This is a genomic window from Enterobacter roggenkampii (assembly GCF_001729805.1).
Classification (GTDB): Bacteria; Pseudomonadota; Gammaproteobacteria; order Enterobacterales; family Enterobacteriaceae; genus Enterobacter; species Enterobacter roggenkampii.
This window is the reverse complement of the sequence record NZ_CP017184.1, coordinates 4,506,458-4,531,695: the sequence shown is the minus strand read 5'-3', so window position 1 is coordinate 4,531,695 and position 25,238 is coordinate 4,506,458. Positions and strand designations below refer to the sequence as shown.

Below are 25,238 nucleotides of genomic sequence, written 5' to 3'. Positions count from 1 at the left end.
ACAATACCCGGTCTTAAGTCGGGAAACAGCAAACACAATCGAGGATCTATGGCAGAGAAAAAACCGGAGCTACAGCGTGGGCTGGAAGCTCGTCATATTGAACTGATAGCGCTGGGCGGCACTATCGGCGTGGGCCTGTTTATGGGCTCCGCAAGCACGCTCAAGTGGGCTGGCCCTTCCGTATTACTGGCGTACATTATTGCCGGGCTGTTTGTTTTCTTCATCATGCGTTCCATGGGCGAAATGCTCTTCCTGGAGCCGGTAACCGGCTCCTTCGCCGTTTACGCGCACCGGTATATGAGCCCCTTTTTCGGCTACCTGACAGCCTGGTCATACTGGTTCATGTGGATGGCGGTGGGCATCTCCGAGATCACCGCGATAGGGGTCTACGTCCAGTTCTGGTTCCCGGACATGGCCCAGTGGATACCCGCGCTTATTGCCGTGGGGCTGGTGGCGCTGGCAAACCTGGCCGCCGTGCGTCTATATGGTGAGATCGAGTTCTGGTTCGCGATGATTAAAGTCACCACCATCATCGTGATGATTGTTGTCGGCCTGGGCGTGATTTTCTTCGGATTTGGCAACGGTGGACACGCTATCGGTTTCGGTAACCTGACCGAAAACGGCGGCTTCTTTGCCGGCGGCTGGAAGGGTTTCCTGACGGCGCTGTGTATCGTTGTGGCTTCGTATCAGGGCGTAGAGCTGATCGGTATTACTGCCGGTGAAGCGAAAAATCCTCAGGTCACGCTGCGTAGCGCTGTGGGCAAAGTGCTGTGGCGCATCCTGATTTTCTATGTGGGCGCGATCTTCGTTATCGTAACCATCTTCCCGTGGAACGAAATTGGCACGACGGGCAGCCCGTTTGTTTTAACCTTTGCCAAAATTGGCATCACGGCGGCGGCGGGCATCATTAACTTTGTGGTCCTGACGGCCGCGCTGTCAGGGTGTAACAGCGGGATGTACAGCTGTGGGCGTATGCTCTATGCGCTCTCGAAGAATAACCAGCTGCCTGCGGCGATGAGCAAAGTGTCACGTGCTGGCGTGCCGGTGGCGGGCGTGGCGGTTTCGATTGCGATCCTGCTGATTGGTTCTTGCCTGAATTACATCATTCCCAATCCGCAGCGGGTGTTTGTTTACGTCTACAGCGCCAGCGTCCTGCCGGGCATGGTGCCGTGGTTTGTTATCCTCATCAGCCAGCTGCGTTTCCGTCATGCGCATAAAAAGGCGATTGAAAGCCATCCGTTCCGTTCAATTCTGTTCCCGTATGCGAACTATTTAACGATGGCGTTCCTGATTTGCGTATTAATCGGAATGTACTTTAATGAAGATACCCGCATGTCGCTGTTTGTCGGGATGATCTTCCTGGCCGCTGTAACGGCTGCCTATAAGCTTTTTGGTCTCGGTCGCCGTGCCACCACGCAGAAAGTGGAGGAATAAGCGGCAAAATGTGCAAACGATAACCAAACGCGCATTTTTTTCAAAAAAGCACTAGACAGCGGGGACGGAGGTACGTAATATCCAGCCCCGCAACGGCGCTAAGCGCCCGTAGCTCAGCTGGATAGAGCGCTGCCCTCCGGAGGCAGAGGTCTCAGGTTCGAATCCTGTCGGGCGCGCCATTTTAGTCCCGGCGCTAGAGCTGCGGTGGTCTGAGAAGTAGTCAGTACCGCGTGAAAGAATACAGTGGTGGCTATAGCTCAGTTGGTAGAGCCCTGGATTGTGATTCCAGTTGTCGTGGGTTCGAATCCCATTAGCCACCCCATTATTGAAAGAGTTGTGAATTGCGAAGGTGGCGGAATTGGTAGACGCGCTAGCTTCAGGTGTTAGTGTCCTTAGGATGTGGGGGTTCGAGTCCCCCCCCTCGCACCACGACTTTTTAAATGAATTGAACTAAAAATTCAAAAAGCAGTACATCGGCGAGTAGCGCAGCTTGGTAGCGCAACTGGTTTGGGACCAGTGGGTCGGAGGTTCGAATCCTCTCTCGCCGACCAATTTTGAACCCCGCTTCGGCGGGGTTTTTTGTTTTCTGCCACTTTTCACCCCTGTAGTGATTCCCCGACAGCGCCCTGTTTCATTGTCGCGATTCAGCGACATATAATTCATTGAAAATACACATATTTACTATCCATAGGTTTTGCTGTCTCCTCCTGGCGACATATTTCTGCGTTGACCGATATGTTGTAGCGATTAAGACGACGCTTAACAGCATAATTTCCTTTTATCTTAAAATGTTGCGTCATGTAAAAGTTCTGCGTGTCATGTTGGCACGTTACGTGCAATAATATGCGTGTAGATGCTCATTCCATCTCTTATGTTCGCCTTCGTGCCTCATAAACTCCGGAATGACGCAGAGCCATTTACGGTGCTTATCGTCCACTGACAGATGTCGCTTCGGCCTCATCAGACACCATGGACATAACGTTGAGTGAAGCACCAAATATGTTGTCTTACAGACCTGTTTTAACGCCTGCTTTTATAGCAGGCGTTTTTTTATGCCTTATTCCCGATACCGGCGCACGATCAGGGCAACCATCACCAGGGCCGCTGACGAGACAGCATAGAGTGCGGCTACTGAGCCAAACCCGGCAGCCACTGCCGCTGCGATGCCGGTGAAGAGAGAGGCGCTGAGCGTTTGCCAGCGCCAGGCTTTACCACTGGCCGAAGCGGTTTGCGTAATATGAAAACTACTGAGAACGCTAAACGTCCCGGCCGCGAACAGAACATTCGAAGCCAGATGCGCGATAAAGATCATCCCCAGCGCACATGCCATCCACCCGGACAACAACGGCAGCATTCCATAAGCGGCCAGAAAGATGCCGAGACAAACGATGATGCGTGGCGTGCGAGCGGCAAAGCGCGTCAGGCTCTCTTTTTTTAGCAACATGGGACCGCAAAGCTGTCCCAGGCTCCTGGCGAAAAGCAGCGGCAAAGCAAGGCCCGCCGCATCCTGAGGATGGATTTGCTGTGCCAGTGCCGGAAGCAGTGCCATGGCCGGCGAGCCGACGGCCGCCAGCGCTGGCAGGATGAGCAGACTGCGTTTCTGCCGAACGGTCAACGTCCGCCAGCGTAATGCCGCAGGGGCTTCCTCTTCCTCGAGGGACGGGAGTGATGGCGCAGAAAACCGGCGTCCAGCCAGCCATAGCATGAGCAGTGACCCGAGAAAGCTGGCGGCATCAATGGCCAGAAGGGTAAATACGGATATCTTCTGAAACAGCATCACGCCCAGGCCGGTCCCCAGCAAAACCTGAGAAGCAAAAATCACATTTTCCAGACAGGTCGCAGCAGGCAGCTCCGCTTCGCTGAGACCGCGCTTGAAGAGCAACGTCAGCGCGGGCCAGCTCATCCCGCTGAGCAGCGCTTCGGTGGATTGCACGGCGAGTAACGCGGTAACGCTGTGATAACCCACACCAAGGAGGGGAAAGAGCAGGGCGAGCAATCCCAGCGCCTCGGTCAGTATCAGCAGGGCGATCGGAGAACATCGGGAGCACAGCTTTTCGCCGATCGTACTCCCGATAAACCCCGGCACCGTAGCGAAAAGAAAAGCGAGGGTGAGCAGTGCGGGCGGGGCTGACCATGCTAACAGCAAGCCGAAGACCACGACCTGGGTTAAGCCATTCCCCAGCGAAGAAAAGATAAAAGCACAAGCAAGGAGGCGCAGCCAGCGGTGGCAGCGCAGCGCTTCAATAAGCGCATAGAGAAGCGAGTTCATGACGATTTCCTTTCAAAAACGATTTAATCCACGCTGCAGAATGTGCGCGTGTGTGAGAAAAAGTTAATGAAAAGAGATCGTTACATTGGCGGGCTCGTTTGCGGATGCAGGTGTAAAGAATGTAGCAGCAGAAAGGCGATAAAAAAAGGAGGCCGTCTGGCCTCCTTTTTGATTATTGCTGGGTACCGTTGTTTTGCAGGGTCAGCAACAGCCCGTCACGGCGCATGGCGGCGGCCTCTTCCGGCTTATGCTGCTTGTCCAGCGTATCGGCAAGCCAGGCGTAGTCGAAGGCGTCCGGACGCTGCTTCAGCGCTGCACGGAAGGCGAGGCTCGCCTCCTGCCATTCGCCGTGCTTCATCAACGACTGGCCGAGCGTGCTCCACAGCAGCGGTCGATCGCCGACGGTTTTAATCTGCTGACGCAGCACTTTTTCGATTTGCTCAGGATTGTTGGTTTTCAGGCGCGGGATCACCATCACCAGACGATCGTCGTACTGGCGCTTCAGACCGTCGAGGAGGATCGCCTGAGCCGTGTCGTGATCGTCACATTCGATGAGGTGTTCCGCCATCGCCACCTGCAGAGGAACCTGCTGACGCGTTTTACGGCTCTGATTCTTCCACCACGTTTTCAGACCGTCGCTTCCCAGGTCTGCGCGCGCCTGATCCATCAGGCCAATCCACGCCAGACGCTGAAGCTCATCACGATGTTCATCGTCGCCCACCTCGGCCTTCGCCATCGACGGAATGATGTCCAGCAGTGAGCCCCAGGCGCCGGTACGAATATAGGCCTGCTCGGCAAGGCGCAGCACTTCCGGATGACGCGGCGCGACTTCCAGCAGACGGTCGATGCCGTGGCGAGCCGCGTGATTCTCATTGCGTGCCAGCTGCAGACGAACGCGCGTGATTTCCACCGGAATCGGGTCGCCGTGAGCCAGCTCAGCCGCTCGCTCCAGATGCTGATTAGCGCGGGCTTCATCACCGCGCTGCTGCGCCGCTTCGGCCGCCAGCAGATAGTTCACCACCGGCTGTTCGGCATGGTCGGCGTTTTTCGACATCAGCTTTTCAACCTGCTGATAGTCACCCTCTGCGAGCTTAAGTAGCGCCTGCTCGGTCTGTTTACGGGCGCGACGGCGCTTACGGCCAACGAACCAGCCGCGGGTATGGGCACCGGTACGGAAAATACGGCGCAGGATCCACTCGATCGCAAACAGCACCACCACGCCGAGGATCAGAATGATCGTCAGACCCGTTACGCTGGTTTCAATGTTGTAGTTATCGGTCTGGATCAGGACATAACCCTGATGACCCGCAAGCATAGGTCCCAGGACGATCCCGGCAATCAGCAGGATAAAGAGTAAGAGGACTTTTAGCATCGTTACTCTCCCTGCGGTGCGCTTTCAGGCGCAGGAGCCGGAGCAGGTGCCGCTCCGCCCGTTTGCTCAGCCGGCACGCCCGGCTGCGCCAGCAGGTTACGCACGCGCGTCTGCATCAGTTTCTCCAGAATCGGCTGGCTGGTCAGCTTGTCCGGCACGTTCATGGTGATGTTCTGCTGACTCAGCTTATCAATGTCTTCGAGGAAGGCGGTGGTCGTCGCATCATCGGTGTTGTAGTAAGCGCGTACCCACGTTGAGACGTTATCCAGCGCCTGTTTATAGGTCTCTTCCTGATGACGCGGCACGGCCTGGGCCGCCACCAGCAGGCGGGAACGAATGTTCTCGCGCAGATAGATGTCCTGGTTCGGCGCGAGCAGCGGTACGGCAGTTTCGTCGCGACGGCGGATAGTGATAAAGCTGTCCATAAAGTTCTGCCAGCTTTTCTGCAGGTTTATGCGCCATTCGCTCAGCGAGCTGGAAAGCTCCGTACCGTCGGAATCCATCGGGGAGTCGTCGTCGTTGTTATCCGCCAGCTGCAGGTTATCAATCTGATTCGACAGCTGATTCACTTTAAGGATAATGCCGTCGTAATCCACCTGCGAAACGGCGGAGAGGCTGGCGATGTCTTCGGTAATCGCGCGACGGGCGGTAATGAGGCTCGGGTCGTTCATGTCTGCCAGGCTTGCATCGGCGCTTTTCAGCAGCGCGGCGGCAGTGGTGACGTCCTGATCGCTCCAGAGCTTACGTCCGGCGAGCTTCACCAGGAAGTCAGCCTGCGAGAGCAGCCAGGTTTTGGCATCGGTGCCGGAAATCGTGGCGACTTTCTGCTGTACTTCACCCAGCTGTTTGGTCAGCTCTTCCTGTTTGCTGTTCGCTTCGGCAAGCGCGGCGGCCTGCTGCTTAATCACGGCTTCCAGCTCGGTTTTCTGCGTCTCCTGCTCTTTTTGCAGGGCAGTGAGCTGATTCACCAGCGCATCGCTGGTGGACGTCTGGTTAGCGCTCTGTTGCTTCACCAGCCCGTACAGGCCAACCCCCGCTGCCAGCGCAATGGCGATGGCAATCGCGCTCAGCGTGAGGCTTGTTTTGTTGCTGCCGTTTTTCTTCTCAGCGGTTTTCTCAGTCGTCTCTGGCTGTGGCGTCGTCTCCACAGTCTCCCTGGTCTCTTCAACCACGGCGGAGGATTTGTCGTGTTCCGTCATTATGGCTTCCCATTTGAGAGTTATTGTAATGCGCGCAGCAGCGCATCGTTGTCGGCGTTATCAGCGATCCGAATATCCTGCCAGCCCAGTTCCCGGGCCTGGTTCGCCAGACGCTCACTGACGACCAGAAGCCGACAGCGGAGTAACCAGTTTTCGCGATACCAACGCGGTATCAGCGCCCAAAGCTGTTGTAACATTTCACCGCTGGTGACCACCAGCGTATTGATGCCTCGCGCGTGCCAGCGCATCGCCTCTTCCGCGCCATCGTAGTGTTTTGCACAGCGCTGATAGCACTCAACGAACGTCACGTTCGCACCACGTTCACGCAGCGTTTCGCCCAGCAGCTCGCGCCCCCCATTGCCTCGCAAAATGAGCGCACGCTTTCCGGCAACAGTTTGTAATTCAGGTAATTGTAGCAAGACTTCAGTGATTTCCCGATCTAACGGGTAACGAACGTCCGCGCCGCTTACGGTATGCAGCGCCAGTGCCGTTGTGCGGCCAATCGCGAAATAGCCGGGGGCGGTTGGCCAGGCCATGTCCTGCTGCTGCAGCTGTGCGTGGGCAAATTCCACGGCATGCTGCGACAGCGCAAACAGCAGGTCATCGTCCTGAAGGGTATTCATCTGGTCGGCGAGCGCAGAGAGCTCGCGACCGGGGGAGAATTCAATGAGCGGAAAACTCCAGGCCACCTGCCCCAGTGTGCGCAGACGGCTCACTAACTGCTCTCCTGCGGGAGAAGGGCGGGTGACGAGAATACTCATGCAGGGGGCTCTCCATTATATACGTCAGCCAGGATCTCGCGGGCGCCGTTATCCAGTAACTCTTCCGCCAGCGACACGCCAAGCTTTTCGGCATCTTGCGCGTTACCGCGACGTTCGCCGCGCACCATCTGCGAACCGTCCGGGGCGCCTACCAGCGCGCGCAGCCACAGTTCGCCATTCGTCAATTCAGCATAGCTGCCAATTGGCACCTGGCACCCGCCTTCGAGGCGGGTATTCATCGCCCGCTCCGCTTTTACGCGCGTAGCGGTTTCGTCATGATTCAGTGGGGCAAGCAGCTCGCGGGTACGCGCATCGTCCAGACGGCACTCGATGCCGACGGCACCCTGGCCAACAGCGGGCAGTGAGAGCTCTGGCGGCAGCGCTACGCGAATACGTTCTTCCAGCCCCAGACGCTTCAGGCCGGCAACGGCGAGGATAATGGCATCGTAATCGCCGTTATCCAGCTTGCCCAGACGCGTGCCGACGTTACCGCGCAGCGAGCGGATGATCAGGTCAGGACGACGCTCCGCCAGCTGACACTGACGGCGTAAACTCGACGTACCAACCACGCTACCCGCTGGCAGCGCGTCGAGCGAGTCATAGCGGTTAGAGACAAACGCATCGCGCGGGTCTTCGCGCTCGCAGATGGTCACTAGCCCCAGCCCTTCCGGGAACTCGACGGGCACATCTTTCATCGAATGTACGGCGATATCAGCGCGGTTCTCAAGCAATGCCAGTTCCAGTTCTTTGACAAACAGGCCCTTGCCGCCCACTTTCGCCAGCGGCGTATCGAGGATCACGTCACCGCGCGTGACCATCGGCACCAGCTCGACGCGCAATCCACTGTGGCAGGCTTCCAGGCGCTGCTTCACATAATGTGCCTGCCAGAGCGCGAGAGGGCTTTGGCGTGTGGCAATTCTCAAAACATTGTCTAACATGCTTGTTACCGTCATTATCAATCGCTAACCATCCTAACATTGTTGACTCTGGGATGGCAGTTTTACGGTTGATGAAGAGTGAGAGGGACAAGGCGGCGTATTCGTCAGCCAGAGCCGTATTCAGGAATTTACACGTACAGAACGGTGCTACACTTGTATGTAGCGCATCTTTCTTTACGGTCAATCGGCAAGGTGTTAAATTGATCACGTTTTAGACCATTTTTTCGTCGGTACCACCAAAAATGATAAGGGCGAAAAAGGGTAACGGTTATCTTTTTGAAATACTGCGGGTCCGCTGTTACTCGTGTTTTGAATAGCTGCGACACCCGGAAACATCAGGCGATACGTCTTGTACCTCTATATTGAGACTCTGAAACAGAGACTGGATGCCATAAATCAACTGCGTGTGGATCGCGCGCTTGCTGCTATGGGCCCTGCTTTTCAGCAGGTATACAGTCTGCTGCCGACATTATTGCACTATCACCACCCGCTGATGCCTGGCTACCTTGATGGTAACGTTCCCCAGGGCATTTGCCTTTTCACGCCTGATGAAACCCAACAGCATTATTTGAACGAGCTGGAACTCTACCGGGGCATGCCGCCACAGGAGTCCCCGAAAGGTGAACTGCCGATTACCGGCGTTTACTCTATGGGGAGCACCTCATCGGTAGGGCAAAGCTGTTCTTCTGACCTGGACATCTGGGTCTGTCATCAGTCCTGGCTCGATAACGAAGAGCGTCAGCTGCTGCAGCGTAAATGCAGCCTGCTGGAGAGCTGGGCGGCCTCGCTCGGCGTGGAAGTGAGCTTCTTCCTGATTGATGAAAACCGTTTCCGCCATAACGAAAGCGGCAGTCTGGGTGGTGAGGACTGCGGCTCGACCCAGCACATCTTATTGCTGGATGAATTCTACCGTACTGCCGTTCGCCTGGCCGGGAAACGTATTCTGTGGAATATGGTCCCGTGCGAAGAAGAAGAGCATTACGACGATTACGTCATGTCGCTTTATGCGCAGGGCGTACTGACGCCAAACGAATGGCTGGACCTCGGCGGTCTCAGCTCACTGTCTGCGGAAGAGTATTTCGGCGCAAGCCTCTGGCAGCTCTATAAGAGTATCGACTCACCGTACAAAGCGGTGCTGAAAACGCTGCTGCTTGAAGCCTACTCCTGGGAATACCCGACGCCGCGCCTGCTGGCGAAAGACATCAAACAGCGCCTGCACGACGGGGAGATCGTCTCCTTCGGGCTCGACGCCTACTGCATGATGCTCGAGCGCGTAACCGAATACCTGAAAGCCATTGATGACACCACGCGTCTGGACCTGGTACGTCGATGTTTCTATCTCAAAGTCTGTGAGAAGTTGAGCCGCGAACGCGCCTGCGTGGGCTGGCGTCGTGAAGTGGTCAGCCAGTTAGTAAAAGAGTGGGGATGGGACGACGCGCGTCTGTCCATGCTCGACAACCGGGCCAACTGGAAAATCGATCAGGTGCGTGAAGCGCACAACGAACTGCTCGATGCGATGATGCAAAGCTACCGTAATCTGATTCGCTTTGCGCGCCGCAACAACCTCAGCGTTTCCGCCAGCCCGCAGGACATCGGGGTATTGACCCGTAAGCTGTACGCCGCGTTTGAAGCGCTGCCGGGTAAAGTCACGCTGGTTAACCCGCAGATTTCGCCTGACCTGTCAGAACCGAACCTGACGTTTATCTACGTGCCGCCGGGCCGCGCGAACCGCACCGGGTGGTATCTGTACAACCGTGCGCCAAGCATGGATTCCATCATCAGCCATCAGCCGCTGGAATATAACCGCTATCTGAACAAGCTGGTGGCCTGGGCCTGGTTTAACGGCCTGCTGACCTCGCGCACGCGCCTGTTTATCAAAGGCAACGAGGTGGTCGATCTCGCTAAGCTGCAGGAGATGGTCGCGGATGTGTCGCACCACTTCCCGCTGCGTCTGCCTGCGCCGACGCCAAAAGCGCTCTACAGCCCGTGCGAGATTCGCCATCTGGCGATCATCGTCAACCTGGAATACGACCCGACGGCGGCCTTCCGCAATCAGGTGGTCCATTTTGACTTCCGCAAGCTGGACGTCTTTAGCTTTGGCGAGCAGCAAAACTGCCTGGTGGGCAGCGTGGACCTGCTGTACCGCAACTCGTGGAACGAAGTGCGTACCCTGCACTTCAACGGCGAGCAGGCGATGATCGAAGCGCTGAAAACCATTCTTGGCAAGATGCACCAGGATGCCGCGCCGCCGGACAGCGTGGAAGTGTTCTGCTACAGCCAGCACCTGCGCGGGTTGATTCGTACCCGCGTGCAGCAGCTGGTCTCCGAGTGTATCGAGCTGCGTCTCTCCAGTACCCGTCAGGAAACCGGGCGCTTTAAAGCGCTGCGCGTCTCCGGCCAGACCTGGGGCCTGTTCTTTGAACGTCTCAACGTGTCGGTACAGAAGCTGGAAAACGCCATTGAATTCTACGGCGCGATTTCACATAACAAGCTGCATGGCCTGTCGGTGCAGGTGGAAACCAACCACGTTAAGCTCCCGCAGGTGGTGGACGGCTTTGCCAGTGAAGGGATTATTCAGTTCTTCTTTGAAGAGTCGGGCGACGATGCCGGGTTCAACATCTACATTCTGGATGAGACCAACCGCGCCGAGGTGTATCACCATTGTGAAGGCAGTAAAGAGGAGCTGGTGCGCGACGTCAGCCGCTTCTACTCCTCTTCGCATGACCGCTTTACCTACGGCTCAAGCTTTATCAACTTTAACCTGCCGCAGTTCTACCAGATTGTGAACGTCGATGGCCGGGCGCAGGTGATCCCGTTCCGCACTCAGGCCGTCACGCCTGCCGCGCCTGCCAATCAGGACACCGCGCCGCTGTTGCAGCAGTATTTCTCCTGAGCCTTTTCGCCGGGTGGCTAATGCTTACCCGGCCTACGGTTCGAGCCGTTGTAGGCCCGGTAAGGCGCAGCCGCCACCGGGCAACAAAACTACCTGAAACGCACCGCCTCACCCGCCTGCGCGGTCGCGGCCTGTTCCAGCAGATCCCAGAATGGTACGCCGCTACGGTCGCACACCCACTCATCACCCTTCAGATCGAAGTGATAGCCGCCCTGTTTGGCCGCCAGCCACACCTGGTGAAGCGGCTCCTGACGGTTAATAATAATTTTGCTGCCATTTTCGAAGCTCAGGGTCAGAATACCGCCGTTGATTTCACAATCGATATCGCTGTCGCCGTCCCAGTCGTCAAGACGCTCTTCGATGGTCATCCACAGGTTGTCGGCAAGGCGATGGAATTCACTGTCGTTCATGGTTTTGTTCCTGTTTTTCGTGATGCCGGCAGTATAACCCTAAATAATTCCCGTTGCAGGAAAGCGGCAAACTCTTGCTTTTGTGTCTTCTCCTGCGATGATAGAAACAGATTTGAACTTACGGGCAACTTTATAATGAAAAACGCTTTCCGAACGCTTGCCGTTCTCATCACGCTGTTTAGCCTGACTGGCTGCGGACTGAAGGGACCACTGTACTTTCCGCCTGCGGATAAAACCGCACCGCCGCCGACGAAACCGGTTAACAGCGGCATTGAGTCTTCCACGCCAGATACTAACGACCGTGGCGACAACGGCGGCCCGACTCAGGTTAATCTCTGACGACAACGTTCTGTACCCGCGCAATGGAGCAAATGATGCAGTTCTCTAAAATGCATGGCCTTGGCAACGATTTTATGGTCGTCGACGCGGTAACGCAGAATGTGTTTTTCTCACCGGAACTGATCCGTCGTCTGGCGGATCGGCATCTGGGCGTGGGGTTCGATCAGCTGCTGGTGGTTGAGCCGCCGTACGATCCCGACCTCGATTTCCACTACCGTATTTTTAACGCGGACGGCAGCGAAGTGAACCAGTGCGGCAACGGCGCGCGCTGTTTCGCCCGCTTTGTCCGCCTGAAAGGGCTGACTAACAAGCGTGATATTCGCGTCAGTACAGCCAATGGTCGCATGGTGCTCAGCGTCACCGATGATGAGCTGGTGCGCGTGAACATGGGCGAGCCTAACTTCGAGCCCTCCGTCGTGCCGTTTCGCGCAAACAAAGCGGAAAAGACCTATATTATGCGGGCGGCCGAGCAGACAGTATTGTGCGGCGTCGTCTCTATGGGTAACCCACACTGCGTGATCCAGGTTGATGATGTGGAAACCGCGGCGGTCGAAACGCTCGGCCCGGTGCTGGAAAGCCACGAACGTTTCCCGGAGCGCGCGAACATCGGTTTTATGCAGGTGGTGAAGCGCGAGCACATTCGTCTGCGGGTTTACGAGCGCGGTGCGGGCGAGACGCAGGCCTGCGGAAGCGGAGCCTGTGCGGCAGTGGCCGTGGGCATCTCCCAGGGGTTACTGGCTGAAGAGGTTCGCGTGGAATTACCGGGCGGTCGGCTTGATATCGCCTGGAAAGGACCGGGTCATCCACTGTATATGACGGGCCCGGCGGCACATGTCTATGACGGGTTTATCCATCTATGAAACAACCAGGGGAAGAACTGCAGGAAACAGTGACGGAACTGGACGACAGAGCTGTTGTTGATTATCTGCTGCGCAATCCTGAGTTTTTTATTCGCAATGCGCGCGTCGTCGAACAGATGCGCGTGCCGCATCCGGTTCGCGGGACCGTGTCGCTGGTCGAATGGCACATGGCGCGCTCGCGCAACCACATCAATCAGCTTGAAGAGAACATGACGCTGCTGATGGAGCAGGCCAGCACCAACGAAAGCCTGTTCTATCGTCTGCTGCATCTTCAGGCGCGTCTGGCGTCGGCGCACAGTCTTGACGAGTTCCTCAGCCGCTTCCACCGCTGGGCCCGCGAGCTGGGGCTGGCGGGTGCAACGATTCGTCTTTTCCCTGACCGCTGGCGCATCGGCGCACCGTCGGGATTTACCCATCTGGCACTGAGCCGTCAGGCGTTTGAACCGCTGCGCATTCAGCGTCTGGGCCATGAGCACCACTATCTGGGGCCGCTTAACGGACCTGAGCTGCTGGTGGTGTTACCGGAGGCCAAAGCGATTGGCTCGGTGGCGATGTCGCTGATGGGGCGCGATGGCGATCTGGGCGTCATCTTATTTACCAGCCGCGACGCGCATCACTATGAGCAGGGGCAAGCCACGCACCTGCTGCAGGAGATCGCCCTGATGCTGCCTGAGCTGCTGGAGCGCTGGATTGAGCGCGTATGACGGACGGACTGCTCGCCACTGACGTCTCACGCTTTCTGCGCTATCTCGGCGTGGAACGCCAGCTTAGCCCCATTACGCTGCTTAACTATCAGCGTCAGCTTGATGCCATCATGCAGATCGCCGACGAGATCGGCCTGAAAAGCTGGCAACAATGTGATGCTGCGACGGTACGCGCGTTCGTCGTGCGTAGCCGCAAAAAAAACCTCAGCCCGGCAAGCCTGGCGCTCAGGCTCTCTGCGCTGCGCAGCTTCTTCGACTGGCTGGTCAGCCAGGGCGGCATAAAAGCCAACCCGGCAAAAGGGATCGCCACGCCGAAAGCGCCGCGCCATCTGCCTAAAAATATTGACGTTGACGACGTAAACCGCCTGCTTGATATCGATCTGAACGATCCGCTGGCCGTCCGCGACCGCGCGATGCTGGAGGTGATGTACGGTGCCGGGCTGCGTTTGTCTGAACTCGTCAACCTTGATCTCAAGCATCTCGACCTGGAATCGGGCGAAGTGTGGGTAATGGGGAAGGGCAGCAAAGAGCGCCGCCTGCCGATTGGCCGCAATGCAGTTTCCTGGATTGAGCACTGGCTTGACCTGCGCGGGCTGTTTGGCACCGACGAAGATGCGCTGTTCCTGTCGAAACTCGGCAAGCGGATCTCGGCGCGTAACGTGCAGAAGCGCTTTGCGGAGTGGGGCATTAAGCAGGGGCTGAACAGCCACGTGCATCCGCACAAGCTGCGCCACTCCTTTGCAACACACATGCTTGAGTCAAGCGGCGATCTGCGCGGCGTGCAGGAACTGCTTGGCCACGCGAACCTGTCGACCACACAAATTTATACCCACTTAGACTTCCAACACCTTGCCTCGGTGTATGACGCGGCGCATCCACGCGCCAAACGGGGGAAATAATGCGTTTTTACCGCCCACTCGGTCAGATCTCAGCCCTGACGTTTGACCTTGATGACACTCTTTATGACAACCGCGAGGTGATCCTGCGTACCGAGCAGGAGTCGCTGGCGTTTGTGCAGAACTATCATCCCGCGCTGAAGACGATGCAGAACAAGGACTTCCAGAAGCTGCGTCAGTCCCTGCGGGAGACCGAGCCGGACATTTACCACGACGTGACCGAATGGCGTCGTCGCGCGGTTGAGCAGGCGATGCTGAATGTAGGCCTGAGCGCGCAGGATGCCGCGATTGGGGCGGAAGCGGCCATGGAAAACTTCGCCAAATGGCGCAGCCGTATCGACGTGCCGCAGGAAACCCACGACACGCTGGCGACGCTTGCCGAAAAGTGGCCGCTGGTGGCCATCACCAACGGCAATGCCCAGCCGGAGCTGTTCGGCCTCAGCGATTACTTTGAATTCGTGCTGCGTGCGGGTCCTCACGGGCGCGCGAAGCCGTTCAGTGACATGTACCATCTGGCGGCGGATAAGCTTAACCTGCCGCTGGGTAAGATCCTGCACGTGGGGGATGACCTGACCACAGACGTGGCGGGCGCCATCCGCTGCGGCATGCAGGCCTGCTGGATCAAGCCGGAAAATGCTGACCTGATGATCGCCTCCGATAGCCGTCTTCTGCCGCACGTGGAAATTTCGCGGTTGGCATCCCTCACGACGCTGATATAATCACCAGTAATATTGTATAAATTACCAGGGTTTTGCAGTTGTAGGCCCGGTAAGCGAAGCGCCACCGGGCGTTTTGCTCTGTTCCTAAATACTATGTGACGGTGCCAATGGACGTTTCTTACCTGCTCGACAGCCTTAATGACAAACAGCGTGATGCGGTTGCCGCCTCGCGCACCAACCTGCTGGTGCTGGCTGGAGCGGGCAGTGGTAAGACGCGCGTGCTGGTTCACCGTATCGCCTGGCTGCAGAGCGTGGAAAACTGCTCGCCGTACTCCATCATGGCGGTCACGTTCACCAACAAGGCGGCGGCGGAGATGCGCCACCGCATCGCCCAGCTGATGGGCACCAGCCAGGGCGGCATGTGGGTTGGCACCTTCCACGGTCTGGCGCACCGCCTGCTGCGTGCGCACCACATGGACGCCAACCTGCCGCAGGATTTCCAGATCCTCGACAGCGAAGACCAGCTCCGTCTGCTGAAGCGCCTGATCAAGGCGATGAACCTCGACGAGAAGCAGTGGCCGCCGCGTCAGGCGATGTGGTACATCAACGGCCAGAAAGACGAAGGGCTGCGCCCGCACCATATTCAGAGCTTCGGCAACCCGGTCGAGCAGACCTGGCAGAACGTCTACAAGGCCTATCAGGAAGCCTGCGATCGCGCCGGCCTGGTGGATTTCGCCGAGCTGCTGCTGCGCGCCCACGAGCTGTGGCTCAACAAGCCGCACATCCTGCAGCACTACCGTGAACGCTTCACCAACATTCTGGTGGACGAATTCCAGGATACCAACAACATCCAGTACGCGTGGATCCGCCTGCTGGCCGGCGATACCGGCAAGGTGATGATCGTGGGCGATGACGATCAGTCCATCTACGGCTGGCGAGGCGCGCAGGTGGAAAACATTCAGCGCTTCCTTAACGACTTCCCCGGCGCCGAAACCATCCGTCTGGAGCAGAACTACCGCTCGACCAGCAATATCCTCAGCGCGGCCAACGCCCTGATTGAAAACAACAACGGGCGTCTGGGTAAAAAACTGTGGACCGACGGCGTCGACGGCGAACCGATTTCGATCTACTGCGCCTTCAACGAGCTCGACGAAGCGCGCTTCGTGGTCAACCGCATCAAAACCTGGCAGGACAACGGCGGCGCGCTGGAGCAGTGTGCCATTCTCTATCGCAGCAACGCCCAGTCGCGCGTGCTGGAAGAGGCGCTGCTGCAGGTGGGGATGCCGTACCGCATTTACGGCGGTATGCGCTTCTTCGAACGTCAGGAAATTAAAGATGCGCTCTCGTATCTGCGCCTCATTGCCAACCGTAACGACGACGCGGCGTTTGAACGCGTGGTCAACACGCCGACCCGCGGGATTGGCGACCGCACGCTGGATGTGGTGCGTCAGGCCTCGCGCGACCGTCAGCTGACGCTGTGGCAGGCGTGCCGCGAGCTGCTGCAGGAAAAGGCCCTTGCCGGACGCGCGGCCAGCGCCCTGCAGCGCTTCCTTGAACTGATTGACGCCCTGGCGCAGGAAACCGCCGACATGCCGCTGCACGTGCAGACCGACCGGGTGATTAAAGACTCCGGCCTGCGCACCATGTACGAGCAGGAAAAAGGCGAGAAGGGCCAGACCCGTATTGAGAACTTAGAGGAACTGGTCACGGCAACGCGCCAGTTCAGCTACAACGAAGAAGACGAAGACCTGATGCCGCTGCAGGCGTTCCTCTCCCACGCCGCGCTGGAAGCGGGCGAAGGGCAGGCGGACACCTGGCAGGATGCGGTTCAGCTCATGACGCTGCACTCCGCCAAAGGTCTGGAGTTCCCGCAGGTGTTTATCGTTGGCATGGAAGAGGGGATGTTCCCGAGCCAGATGTCGCTGGATGAAGGCGGACGTCTGGAAGAGGAACGCCGTCTGGCCTACGTGGGCGTGACGCGAGCGATGCAGAAGCTGACGCTGACCTACGCTGAAACCCGCCGTTTGTATGGCAAAGAGGTCTATCACCGTCCGTCGCGCTTTATCGGTGAACTGCCGGAAGAGTGTGTCGAAGAGGTACGTCTGCGGGCGAGCATCAGCCGTCCGGTCAGCCATCAGCGCATGGGCTCGCCGATGGCGGAAACCGACACCGGCTACAAGCTGGGCCAGCGCGTGCGCCATTCGAAGTTTGGCGAAGGCACCATTGTGAATCTGGAAGGCAGCGGCGAGCACAGCCGCCTGCAGGTGGCGTTCCAGGGGCAGGGGATCAAATGGCTGGTGGCCGCCTACGCGAAGCTGGAAACAGTCTAACTTTCAGAAAAATATCATTATTTTGTAATAATCTGCTAGCCTTATACGTTGAAGGTCAATTAATGCCCTTCAGCGTTTCGTTGCGTGTTGACGCCACAGTTATAGCTGGCGTAACATGCGCGCACGATTACGCTAAGAGGACATTCGCCTTGGACACACCCAGTAGATACTGGCTCAATTCCCTGTCATCCAGGAACAACTCCTAAGGCTATCTCCTCTTGCTGATGGCCTTAGTGGTTGTCAGCGACTGCATTATTCCCGTCGCGCTGAGTCAGGCTGTTTAATGGTCTGAAACCCAATTTGTTTCTGTGTGCCCACCGAACTGTCCGATATTTTTTGCATTGGGAGTCCCGGTCATGTTGAGCGCATTTCAACTCGAAAATAACCGACTGACTCGGCTTGAAGCCGAAGAGTCACAGCCCCTCATTGATGCCGTATGGGTGGATCTGGTCGAGCCGGACGACGATGAGCGCCTTCGCGTACAATCTGAGCTGGGGCAAAGCCTGGCAACGCGCCCGGAACTGGAAGACATCGAAGCATCCGCCCGTTTTTTTGAAGACGAAGACGGCCTGCACATTCACTCCTTCTTCTTCTTCGAAGATGCCGAAGACCACGCGGGCAACTCCACCGTGGCATTTACCATTCGCGACGGCCGCCTGTTTACCCTGCGCGAGCGTGAGCTACCGGCATTCCGCCTCTACCGCATGCGCGCCCGCAGCCAGGCGATGGTGGACGGCAACGCCTATGAACTGCTGCTCGATCTGTTCGAGACCAAAATTGAACAGCTGGCAGACGAGATTGAAAACATCTACAGCGATCTGGAAAAGCTGAGCCGCGTGATCATGGAAGGCCATCAGGGCGATGAGTACGACGAAGCGCTCTCCACCCTGGCGGAGCTGGAAGATATCGGCTGGAAGGTGCGTTTGTGTCTGATGGATACCCAGCGCGCGCTGAACTTCCTGGTGCGCAAGGCGCGTCTGCCGGGCGGTCAGCTGGAGCAGGCGCGTGAGATCCTGCGCGATATCGAATCCCTGCTGCCGCACAACGAATCCCTGTTCCAGAAGGTCAACTTCCTGATGCAGGCGGCGATGGGCTTTATCAACATCGAGCAGAACCGCATCATCAAGATCTTCTCGGTGGTGTCCGTGGTGTTCCTGCCGCCGACGCTGGTGGCGTCCAGCTACGGGATGAACTTTGAGTTTATGCCTGAGCTGAAGTGGAGCTTTGGCTACCCGGGGGCGATTATCTTTATGATCCTCGCCGGGCTGGCACCGTATCTGTACTTTAAGCGTCGTAACTGGCTTTGAGAATCCGCCCGGTGGCGCTACGCTTACCGGGCCTACAGATCTTGTAGGCCGGATAAGGCGCAGCCGCCATCCGGCAAAAAGGCCTACAGCCCTTTGCGCCCCCTGCGCTGGGTATAAATCGCATCCGCAACAAAGATCGCCAATGCCACCCAGATAAAGGCGAACGTCACCATCTTATCCGCACCCGGCACTTCGCCGTAAAACACCACTGCCAGCAGGAACATCAGCGTCGGGCCAATGTACTGGAAGAAGCCCAGCGTGGAGAGACGCAGGCGCGTCGCTGCACCGGTGAAGCACAGCAGTGGAATGGTAGTTACCACGCCCGCCGCCATCAGCATCAGGTTCAGCGACCACGGATTGCTGCCCATGTGGCTGGTTGGGCTGTCGGCGATGCCGAAGAGATAAATCGCCGCCACCGGCAGCAGCCACAGGGTTTCAAACAGCATCCCCGTCTGCGCTTCCACCGCAATCTTCTTACGCACCAGGCCGTAGAAGGCAAAGCTGAACGCCAGACCGAGGGCGATAATTGGCAGCGAGCCGAACGTCCACAGCTGCACCAGCACGCCGCAGAAGGCCAGAATCACCGCCACCCACTGCATCCGGCGGAAGCGCTCACCGAGGAAAATCATCCCCAGCACGATGTTCACCAGCGGGTTAATGAAGTACCCCAGGCTCGCTTCGAGCATGTGATGGTTATTCACTGCCCAGATAAACAGCAGCCAGTTACCGCCAATCAGCACGGCAGAGAGCGCCAGCAGGAAGATCTTCTTCGGGGTCTGCAGCAGCGTTTTGACGCCCGACCACTGACGGCTGAGGCTCATCAGCGCAATCATAAAGAAGAACGACCAGATGACGCGGTGAGTGAGGATCTCGTCAGCCGGAACGTAGGCGATTAGCTTGAAGTACGCCGGGGCGATACCCCAAATAAAATAAGCGGCAAGGGCGAGTAAAACGCCCTGCCGCGTCTGTTTAGCATCCATCGGGAAAATCCGTTACAAAAAAGTGAATCAATTTTACCCGATTTTGCCGCCTCAACCCACCATATAAGTGGCGGTTGCGCTGGCGATATAAACCTGTTCTTCGTTGTGTAATTCCACGCGCGCCACGGCAACTTTATTCCCGGCGCGCAGCAGGCTGCTGGTACAGGTGAAGCGGTTTCCGCGCCCCGGGCGAAGATAGTCGACGCGCAAATCAATGGTGCCCATGCGCGCCAGACGCTGGCGAAGTTCGTCTTCGTTGATGGTGTCATGGCGCGTCAGCGTACTGCCCACGCAAACCAGTCCTGCCGCCACGTCCAGCGCGGAGGCAATCACGCCGCCGTGTAAAATACTTTGCGCCCAGTTCCCGACCATCATCGGCTGGTTATTGAAACTCAGCTGGGCAAAATCTTTCTCGTAACGCTCCAGCTCCAGTCCCAGCGCGCGGTTAAACGGCATATGGTAAACAAATATCTCGCCCACGAGTTTTAACACTTCTTCGGCGGTAAGCATGGCTGACATGAGGCATCACATCCTTATTGTTAACGAAATGTTGATTTTATGCCTCAGCAACAAGGAATGCTACTTTCAGAAACGAGGATGCAGCAGTTGTCTCAGAAGTCTGTAGAATGTTCGCCACATAACTATTCAGGTAATTTTACTCTTTTGCAGGAGAACACCACCGATGCGGACGTATCTGGCCTGGTTACTGGCGGCGATTTCGCTGCCCCTCACAGCCTATGCGCAGGAAGCGACAATTAAAGAGGTGCATGATAAGCCTGCCGTGCACGGTAGCATTATCGCGAACCTTCTTCAGGAGCATGACAATCCGTTTACGCTCTATCCGTACGACACCAACTACGTGATTTACACCCAGACCAGCGACCTCAACAAAGAGGCGATAAGCTCCTATAACTGGTCTGATAATGCGCGTAAAGATGAGGTGAAGTTCCAGCTCAGCCTCGCGTTCCCGTTCTGGCGCGGCATTCTGGGGCCGAACTCGGTGCTCGGTGCGTCTTACACGCAGAAGTCCTGGTGGCAGCTCTCTAACAGCGGGGAATCCTCGCCGTTCCGCGAAACCAACTACGAGCCGCAGCTGTTCCTCGGCTTCGCAACGGATTATGAATTCGCCGGCTGGACGCTGCGTGACGTCGAAGTGGGCTTTAACCATGATTCTAACGGCCGTTCCGATCCGACTTCCCGTAGCTGGAACCGCGCCTATACGCGCCTGATGGCGCAGAACGGTAACTGGATGGTGGAAGTGAAGCCGTGGTATGTGGTCGGCAGCACTGATGACAACCCGGACATCACCAAATACATGGGCTACTACCAGCTCAAAGTCGGCTATCAGCTGGGCGATGCCGTACTGAGCGCGAAGGGGCAGTATAACTGGAATACCGGTTACGGCGGCGCGGAAGTGGGCTTAAGCTATCCTATGACGAAGCACGTTCGCATCTATACGCAGGTCTACAGCGGTTACGGCGAGTCGCTTATCGATTACAACTTCAACCAGACCCGCGTCGGCGTGGGCGTGATGCTGAACGATATTCTCTAGGTTGCTCGAATGTTTTTGCGTTAAACGTTGAAGTTTCTCTCTCAGGCGCTGAAAATAGCGCCTGTTTTATTTTTCGCATATGGGGTTAATGTGGCGCAGGCGGAAGTATTGAATCAGGAGTCGCTGGCTAAACAGGTTTTGCATGAAACCTTTGGCTACCAGCAGTTCCGCCCTGGCCAGGAAACCATCATTGAAACGGTGCTGCAAGGCCGCGACTGCCTGGTGGTGATGCCGACCGGCGGCGGTAAGTCCCTCTGTTATCAGGTGCCCGCGCTGGTGCTTAACGGCCTGACGGTCGTGGTATCCCCGCTCATTTCGCTAATGAAAGACCAGGTTGACCAGCTGCTCGCCAACGGCGTCGCGGCGGCCTGTCTGAACTCGACGCAAACCCGGGAGCAGCAGCAAGAGGTGATGGCCGGGTGCCGCACCGGGCAGATCCGCCTGCTGTATATCGCGCCGGAACGCCTGATGCTGGATAACTTCCTCGACCATCTCGCGCACTGGAATCCGGTTCTGCTGGCGGTGGATGAAGCGCACTGTATCTCCCAGTGGGGACACGATTTCCGCCCGGAATACGCCGCCCTCGGCCAGCTGCGTCAGCGCTTCCCCGAGCTGCCGTTTATGGCGCTTACCGCCACGGCGGATGACACCACGCGCCTGGATATCGTTCGCCTGCTGGGGCTGAACGACCCGTATATTCAGGTCAGCAGCTTCGACCGTCCGAACATCCGCTACATGCTGATGGAAAAATTCAAGCCGCTGGATCAGCTCCTGCGCTACGTGCAGGAGCAGCGCGGCAAGTCCGGTATCATCTACTGCAACAGCCGCGCAAAGGTGGAAGACACCGCTGCGCGTCTGCAAAATCGCGGCTTTAGCGCGGCGGCATACCATGCCGGGTTAGAGAACCACATCCGCGCCGACGTGCAGGAAAAATTCCAGCGCGACGACCTGCAAATCGTCGTCGCGACGGTGGCGTTCGGGATGGGGATCAACAAGCCCAACGTGCGCTTTGTGGTGCACTTCGACATTCCGCGCAATATCGAATCCTACTATCAGGAAACCGGTCGCGCCGGGCGTGACGGCTTGCCTGCGGAAGCGATGCTGTTTTACGATCCGGCCGATATGGCGTGGCTGCGCCGCTGTCTGGAAGAGAAGCCGCAGGGCCAGCTGCAGGATATCGAGCGCCACAAGCTCAACGCGATGGGCGCGTTTGCCGAAGCGCAAACCTGCCGTCGTCTGGTGCTACTTAACTACTTTGGTGAAGGGCGACAGGAGCCGTGCGGTAACTGCGATATCTGCCTGGATCCCCCAAAACAGTACGATGGCCTGATGGACGCGCGTAAGGCGCTCTCGACCATTTACCGCGTAAACCAGCGCTTCGGGATGGGCTACGTGGTGGAAGTGCTGCGCGGTGCCAACAACCAGCGTATCCGCGACATGGGCCACGACAAGCTGCCTGTCTACGGTATTGGCAAGGACCAGAGCCACGAGCACTGGGTCAGCATCATTCGCCAGCTGATTCACCTCGGCTTTGCTACGCAGAACATTGCTCAGCACTCCGCGCTACAGCTGACCGAAGCGGCGCGTCCGGTGCTGCGCGGTGACGTTGAACTGAAGCTCGCCGTGCCGCGTGTGGTCGCCCTCAAGCCGCGCGTGATGCAGAAATCCTACGGCGGCAACTACGACCGCAAGCTGTTCGCCAAACTGCGCAAGCTGCGTAAGGCCATCGCTGATGAAGAGAACATCCCGCCATACGTGGTGTTCAACGACGCGACGCTCATTGAGATGGCCGAGCAGATGCCGCTCAGCGCCAGCGAAATGCTCAGCGTTAACGGCGTCGGCACGCGCAAGCTGGAGCGCTTCGGTAAAGAGTTTATGGCGCTCATCCGTTCCCACGTTGATGGTGATGATGAGGAGTAGTCAGCCGGGCGAAAAAGTGCCAGGATGATGACTCACTGAATTATTTCCCCGCGAGCTAATTATGTTAATGCTATTTCTCACCGTGGCGTTAGTGCACATCGTTGCGCTGATGAGCCCGGGACCTGACTTTTTCTTCGTGTCGCAAACGGCCGTCAGCCGCTCCCGCAAGGAGGCGATGATGGGTGTGCTCGGTATCACCATGGGCGTTATGGTCTGGGCGGCGGTTGCGCTGCTCGGTCTGAACCTGATCCTGGCGAAGATGGCCTGGCTGCATAACATCATTATGGTCGGCGGCGGGCTGTACCTGTGCTGGATGGGTTACCAGATGCTGCGCGGGGCGCTGAAAAAAGAAGAGAAAAAACCGGAAGAGCCAAAGGTCGAGCTGGCAACGGGCGGCCGCAGCTTTGTAAAAGGGCTGCTGACCAACCTGGCGAACCCGAAAGCGATTATCTATTTCGGCTCCGTGTTCTCGCTGTTTGTGGGTGATAGCGTCGGTGCGGGCGCACGCTGGGGCATCTTCCTGCTGATCGTCGTTGAAACCTTTGCCTGGTTTACCATCGTGGCCAGTCTGTTCGCCTTACCGGCGATGCGCCGCGGCTACCAGCGTATTGCGAAGTGGATCGACGGCTTCGCCGGCGCGCTGTTCGCCGGCTTCGGCATTCATCTCATCATTTCTCGCTAAGCATGACGCGCTGACGCAAGCAGCGCGCCAACCAGCATAAACAGCGAACCAAAGACTTTATTCAGGGCCTTCATCTGCTTAGGCCCTTTAATCCACGCCGCAATCCGCTGCGCCAGCGTCGCGTAACCAATCATGACGATAATATCGACGATAATGGTGGTCGCGCCCAGCACTACGTACTGCATCACCTGCGGCTGATGCGGCACGATAAACTGCGGGAACAGCGCGGCGAGGAAAACGATGCTCTTCGGGTTGGTCATGTTGACGAAAACCGCACGCTTAAACAGATGACCGCGGTTTTGCGTCTGAGCGAGCGTATTCAGGTTAATGGAGCCTGCCGCGCGCCACTGCTGGATGCCGAGCCAAATCAGATAGGCCGCCCCGGCCCATTTCAGCACTTCAAAGGCCAGTACGGAGCGGGAGAACAGGGTGCCCAGACCAATCCCGACCAGCACGATATGAATGCCCAGCCCGGTCTGCAAACCGGCAATGGACGCCGCCGCGCCGCGATAGCCGTGGTTGATGGAGGTGGTCATGGTGTTAATGGCGCCCGAGCCCGGTGAAAGGCTAAGGATGATGGATGTCAGCAGGTAAGCGAACCACCACTCGAAGGTCATTTGAAACTCCCGAATTGTCTGTTTTTATGCCACAATACGCTATTGTTGAGTCATTTTGTGACCGGTTACGAAAAAACGATATTCCTTGGCTTAGGTGAGTAGAAACCCAATGTTTCAGCAGAAAAAGGACTGGGAAACACGAGAAAACGCATTTGCTGCTTTCTCCATGGGGCCGCTGACCGATTTCTGGCGCCAGCGTGAGGAAGATGAGTTTACGGGCGTCGGCGATATTCCAGTACGCTTTGTGCGTTTTCACGACAAGAAAAATGACCGGGTCATTGTGGTCTGCCCCGGACGTATTGAGAGCTACATCAAATACGCCGAACTGGCCTATGACCTGTTCCATCTGGGCTTCGATGTGCTGATTATCGATCACCGCGGGCAGGGGCTGTCAGGGCGCCTGTTATCGGATACCCATCGCGGCCACGTGGATAACTTCAGCGATTACGTCGACGATCTCGCCGCGTTCTGGCAGCAGGAGGTCGAGCCAGGCCCCTGGCGGAAGCGCTATATTCTGGCGCACTCAATGGGCGGTGCGATTTCAACGCTGTTTTTACAGCGCCACGCTCACCAGTGCGACGCCATTGCGCTCACCGCGCCGATGTATGGCATCGTCATGCGCTTTCCTGACTGGATGGTACGCCATATTCTCGACTGGGCTGAGGGCCATCAGCGCATTCGGGAAGGCTATGCCATCGGGACGGGACGCTGGCGGGCGCTGCCGTTTGCGATGAACGTGCTGACGCACAGTCGCCAGCGCTATCGTCGTAACCTGCGTTTTTATGCCGATGAGCCCCGCCTGCGCGTGGGTGGCCCGACATATCACTGGGTACGGGAAGGCATCCTTGCCGGTGAGCAGGTGCTGGCTGGTGTCGACAACGACGACACGCCAACACTCCTGATTCAGGCGGAAGAAGAGCGTGTGGTGGATAACCGCATGCATGACCGCTATTGTGAACTGCGCGCTGCCGCCGGTCACCCTTGTGAAGGGGGAAAACCGCTGGTCATTAACGGCGCGTACCATGAGATCCTTTTTGAAAAGGACGCTATGCGCTCAGTCGCGCTCAACGCCATTGTTGAATTTTTCAACAGGCATAATTGATTTTTGTTTTCCAC

General features: G+C 57.4%; 23 protein-coding genes and 4 tRNA genes. 18 read left to right on the top strand and 9 right to left on the bottom strand.

Translation table 11 applies throughout. From position 1 onward, the window contains the following. The first annotated feature begins 48 nt into the window (after nucleotides 1–48). The 5 genes from thrP (at nucleotide 49) to BFV67_RS21290 (ending at nucleotide 1,985) form a co-directional block, all read left to right on the top strand. A complete protein-coding gene (gene thrP, locus BFV67_RS21310) occupies nucleotides 49–1,434 on the top strand; it encodes a bifunctional threonine/serine APC transporter ThrP (RefSeq protein ID WP_008501553.1) in 1,386 nt (461 codons plus the stop codon). Nucleotides 1,435–1,536: 102 nt separating this feature from the next. Continuing rightward, a tRNA-Arg gene (locus BFV67_RS21305) sits at nucleotides 1,537–1,613 on the top strand. A 67-nt stretch (nucleotides 1,614–1,680) separates the two neighbouring features. After that, nucleotides 1,681–1,756: transfer RNA gene (locus tag BFV67_RS21300), tRNA-His, on the top strand. A 21-nt stretch (nucleotides 1,757–1,777) separates the two neighbouring features. Beyond that, nucleotides 1,778–1,863, top strand: a tRNA-Leu gene (locus BFV67_RS21295). A 45-nt stretch (nucleotides 1,864–1,908) separates the two neighbouring features. Then, nucleotides 1,909–1,985: transfer RNA gene (locus tag BFV67_RS21290), tRNA-Pro, on the top strand. Nucleotides 1,986–2,491: 506 nt separating this feature from the next. Here the strand turns inward: BFV67_RS21290 and BFV67_RS21285 are convergent. The 5 genes from BFV67_RS21285 to hemC all read right to left on the bottom strand — a co-directional run bounded on the left by BFV67_RS21285 (nucleotide 2,492) and on the right by hemC (nucleotide 7,973). Further along, nucleotides 2,492–3,703 carry an MFS transporter gene (locus BFV67_RS21285; protein WP_069598879.1) on the bottom strand — a complete coding sequence of 404 codons (1,212 nt, stop codon included), beginning with the start codon at nucleotides 3,701–3,703 and terminating at the stop codon, nucleotides 2,492–2,494. Between the two features lie 172 nt (nucleotides 3,704–3,875). Continuing rightward, nucleotides 3,876–5,075 carry a protoheme IX biogenesis protein HemY gene (gene hemY, locus BFV67_RS21280; protein WP_023293568.1) on the bottom strand — a complete coding sequence of 400 codons (1,200 nt, stop codon included), beginning with the start codon at nucleotides 5,073–5,075 and terminating at the stop codon, nucleotides 3,876–3,878. A gap of 2 nt (nucleotides 5,076–5,077) precedes the next feature. After that, nucleotides 5,078–6,274, bottom strand: coding sequence for a uroporphyrinogen-III C-methyltransferase (gene hemX, locus BFV67_RS21275; RefSeq protein ID WP_044597487.1), 1,197 nt, complete (start codon nucleotides 6,272–6,274; stop codon nucleotides 5,078–5,080). A 20-nt stretch (nucleotides 6,275–6,294) separates the two neighbouring features. After that, nucleotides 6,295–7,035: a uroporphyrinogen-III synthase gene (hemD, locus tag BFV67_RS21270; RefSeq protein WP_069598878.1), complete on the bottom strand. Its 741-nt coding sequence runs from the start codon at nucleotides 7,033–7,035 to the stop codon at nucleotides 6,295–6,297. After that, a complete protein-coding gene (gene hemC / locus BFV67_RS21265) occupies nucleotides 7,032–7,973 on the bottom strand; it encodes a hydroxymethylbilane synthase (protein WP_045408972.1) in 942 nt (313 codons plus the stop codon). The genes hemD and hemC overlap by 4 nt, the downstream gene beginning before the upstream one ends. A 349-nt stretch (nucleotides 7,974–8,322) precedes the next feature. Between hemC and cyaA the strand changes: the two genes are divergently transcribed. Beyond that, nucleotides 8,323–10,866, top strand: coding sequence for a class I adenylate cyclase (gene cyaA, locus BFV67_RS21260; protein ID WP_008501547.1), 2,544 nt, complete (start codon nucleotides 8,323–8,325; stop codon nucleotides 10,864–10,866). Between the two features lie 89 nt (nucleotides 10,867–10,955). Here cyaA and cyaY read toward each other — a convergent pair whose 3' ends face one another. Next, the gene (gene cyaY / locus BFV67_RS21255; RefSeq protein ID WP_025912240.1) at nucleotides 10,956–11,276 is read right to left on the bottom strand and encodes an iron donor protein CyaY; all 321 of its coding nucleotides are present in this window, start codon (nucleotides 11,274–11,276) and stop codon (nucleotides 10,956–10,958) included. A 135-nt stretch (nucleotides 11,277–11,411) separates the two neighbouring features. Between cyaY and lptM the strand changes: the two genes are divergently transcribed. From lptM to corA, 8 genes are all read left to right on the top strand, one after another. Beyond that, nucleotides 11,412–11,615 (top strand): LPS translocon maturation chaperone LptM, encoded by a 204-nt coding sequence (gene lptM / locus BFV67_RS21250; RefSeq protein WP_021242847.1) that lies wholly within the window; start codon nucleotides 11,412–11,414, stop codon nucleotides 11,613–11,615. A 35-nt stretch (nucleotides 11,616–11,650) separates the two neighbouring features. Next, a complete protein-coding gene (gene dapF, locus BFV67_RS21245; RefSeq protein WP_008501545.1) occupies nucleotides 11,651–12,475 on the top strand; it encodes a diaminopimelate epimerase in 825 nt (274 codons plus the stop codon). Beyond that, nucleotides 12,472–13,179 carry a DUF484 domain-containing protein gene (locus BFV67_RS21240; protein WP_044597489.1) on the top strand — a complete coding sequence of 236 codons (708 nt, stop codon included), beginning with the start codon at nucleotides 12,472–12,474 and terminating at the stop codon, nucleotides 13,177–13,179. Before dapF ends, BFV67_RS21240 begins: the two co-directional genes overlap by 4 nt. After that, entirely contained in the window at nucleotides 13,176–14,078 is a 903-nt protein-coding gene (gene xerC / locus BFV67_RS21235; protein WP_008501543.1) for a tyrosine recombinase XerC, read from the top strand. Before BFV67_RS21240 ends, xerC begins: the two co-directional genes overlap by 4 nt. Then, complete coding sequence (gene yigB / locus BFV67_RS21230; protein ID WP_023293565.1) at nucleotides 14,078–14,794, top strand: 5-amino-6-(5-phospho-D-ribitylamino)uracil phosphatase YigB; 717 nt, start codon at nucleotides 14,078–14,080, stop codon at nucleotides 14,792–14,794. The genes xerC and yigB overlap by 1 nt, the downstream gene beginning before the upstream one ends. Nucleotides 14,795–14,901: 107 nt before the next feature. After that, nucleotides 14,902–17,064 carry a DNA helicase II gene (gene uvrD, locus BFV67_RS21225; RefSeq protein ID WP_069598877.1) on the top strand — a complete coding sequence of 721 codons (2,163 nt, stop codon included), beginning with the start codon at nucleotides 14,902–14,904 and terminating at the stop codon, nucleotides 17,062–17,064. A gap of 149 nt (nucleotides 17,065–17,213) precedes the next feature. Next, nucleotides 17,214–17,270, top strand: a complete 57-nt coding sequence (gene ysgD, locus BFV67_RS24685; RefSeq protein ID WP_212743980.1) for a YsgD/CorL family protein — start codon at nucleotides 17,214–17,216, stop codon at nucleotides 17,268–17,270. Nucleotides 17,271–17,420: 150 nt separating this feature from the next. Beyond that, on the top strand, nucleotides 17,421–18,371 hold the full coding sequence (corA, locus tag BFV67_RS21220; RefSeq protein WP_008501540.1) for a magnesium/cobalt transporter CorA: 951 nt from the start codon (nucleotides 17,421–17,423) through the stop codon (nucleotides 18,369–18,371). Nucleotides 18,372–18,454: 83 nt separating this feature from the next. On the opposite strand, the gene rarD is transcribed toward corA, so the two are convergent. Then, entirely contained in the window at nucleotides 18,455–19,351 is an 897-nt protein-coding gene (gene rarD / locus BFV67_RS21215; protein WP_008501539.1) for an EamA family transporter RarD, read from the bottom strand. A 51-nt stretch (nucleotides 19,352–19,402) separates the two neighbouring features. Further along, the gene (gene yigI / locus BFV67_RS21210; RefSeq protein ID WP_008501538.1) at nucleotides 19,403–19,870 is read right to left on the bottom strand and encodes an acyl-CoA thioesterase YigI; all 468 of its coding nucleotides are present in this window, start codon (nucleotides 19,868–19,870) and stop codon (nucleotides 19,403–19,405) included. 163 nt (nucleotides 19,871–20,033) lie between these two features. Between yigI and pldA the strand changes: the two genes are divergently transcribed. The 3 genes from pldA (at nucleotide 20,034) to rhtC (ending at nucleotide 23,505) form a co-directional block, all read left to right on the top strand. After that, nucleotides 20,034–20,903, top strand: coding sequence for a phospholipase A (gene pldA / locus BFV67_RS21205; protein ID WP_008501537.1), 870 nt, complete (start codon nucleotides 20,034–20,036; stop codon nucleotides 20,901–20,903). Nucleotides 20,904–20,993: 90 nt separating this feature from the next. Further along, nucleotides 20,994–22,823, top strand: a complete 1,830-nt coding sequence (recQ, locus tag BFV67_RS21200; RefSeq protein ID WP_021242852.1) for an ATP-dependent DNA helicase RecQ — start codon at nucleotides 20,994–20,996, stop codon at nucleotides 22,821–22,823. Nucleotides 22,824–22,884: 61 nt separating this feature from the next. Continuing rightward, on the top strand, nucleotides 22,885–23,505 hold the full coding sequence (gene rhtC / locus BFV67_RS21195) for a threonine export protein RhtC (protein ID WP_010426287.1): 621 nt from the start codon (nucleotides 22,885–22,887) through the stop codon (nucleotides 23,503–23,505). Here rhtC and rhtB read toward each other — a convergent pair. Further along, the gene (rhtB, locus tag BFV67_RS21190; protein WP_069598876.1) at nucleotides 23,502–24,122 is read right to left on the bottom strand and encodes a homoserine/homoserine lactone efflux protein; all 621 of its coding nucleotides are present in this window, start codon (nucleotides 24,120–24,122) and stop codon (nucleotides 23,502–23,504) included. The genes rhtC and rhtB overlap by 4 nt on opposite strands. Before the next feature lie 109 nt (nucleotides 24,123–24,231). On the opposite strand from rhtB, the gene pldB reads away from it, so the two are divergent. After that, nucleotides 24,232–25,224 carry a lysophospholipase L2 gene (gene pldB / locus BFV67_RS21185; RefSeq protein ID WP_008501532.1) on the top strand — a complete coding sequence of 331 codons (993 nt, stop codon included), beginning with the start codon at nucleotides 24,232–24,234 and terminating at the stop codon, nucleotides 25,222–25,224. Nucleotides 25,225–25,238 lie beyond the last annotated feature (14 nt).

Coding starts and splice junctions, on each gene's coding strand:
- thrP (WP_008501553.1), top strand. CDS start 49: ATGGCAGAGAAAAAACCGGAGCTACAGCGTGGGCTGGAAGCTCGTCAT.
- BFV67_RS21285 (WP_069598879.1), bottom strand. CDS start 3,703: ATGAACTCGCTTCTCTATGCGCTTATTGAAGCGCTGCGCTGCCACCGC.
- hemY (WP_023293568.1), bottom strand. CDS start 5,075: ATGCTAAAAGTCCTCTTACTCTTTATCCTGCTGATTGCCGGGATCGTC.
- hemX (WP_044597487.1), bottom strand. CDS start 6,274: ATGACGGAACACGACAAATCCTCCGCCGTGGTTGAAGAGACCAGGGAG.
- hemD (WP_069598878.1), bottom strand. CDS start 7,035: ATGAGTATTCTCGTCACCCGCCCTTCTCCCGCAGGAGAGCAGTTAGTG.
- hemC (WP_045408972.1), bottom strand. CDS start 7,973: ATGTTAGACAATGTTTTGAGAATTGCCACACGCCAAAGCCCTCTCGCG.
- cyaY (WP_025912240.1), bottom strand. CDS start 11,276: ATGAACGACAGTGAATTCCATCGCCTTGCCGACAACCTGTGGATGACC.
- lptM (WP_021242847.1), top strand. CDS start 11,412: ATGAAAAACGCTTTCCGAACGCTTGCCGTTCTCATCACGCTGTTTAGC.
- dapF (WP_008501545.1), top strand. CDS start 11,651: ATGCAGTTCTCTAAAATGCATGGCCTTGGCAACGATTTTATGGTCGTC.
- BFV67_RS21240 (WP_044597489.1), top strand. CDS start 12,472: ATGAAACAACCAGGGGAAGAACTGCAGGAAACAGTGACGGAACTGGAC.
- xerC (WP_008501543.1), top strand. CDS start 13,176: ATGACGGACGGACTGCTCGCCACTGACGTCTCACGCTTTCTGCGCTAT.
- yigB (WP_023293565.1), top strand. CDS start 14,078: ATGCGTTTTTACCGCCCACTCGGTCAGATCTCAGCCCTGACGTTTGAC.
- uvrD (WP_069598877.1), top strand. CDS start 14,902: ATGGACGTTTCTTACCTGCTCGACAGCCTTAATGACAAACAGCGTGAT.
- corA (WP_008501540.1), top strand. CDS start 17,421: ATGTTGAGCGCATTTCAACTCGAAAATAACCGACTGACTCGGCTTGAA.
- rarD (WP_008501539.1), bottom strand. CDS start 19,351: ATGGATGCTAAACAGACGCGGCAGGGCGTTTTACTCGCCCTTGCCGCT.
- yigI (WP_008501538.1), bottom strand. CDS start 19,870: ATGTCAGCCATGCTTACCGCCGAAGAAGTGTTAAAACTCGTGGGCGAG.
- pldA (WP_008501537.1), top strand. CDS start 20,034: ATGCGGACGTATCTGGCCTGGTTACTGGCGGCGATTTCGCTGCCCCTC.
- rhtC (WP_010426287.1), top strand. CDS start 22,885: ATGTTAATGCTATTTCTCACCGTGGCGTTAGTGCACATCGTTGCGCTG.
- rhtB (WP_069598876.1), bottom strand. CDS start 24,122: ATGACCTTCGAGTGGTGGTTCGCTTACCTGCTGACATCCATCATCCTT.
- pldB (WP_008501532.1), top strand. CDS start 24,232: ATGTTTCAGCAGAAAAAGGACTGGGAAACACGAGAAAACGCATTTGCT.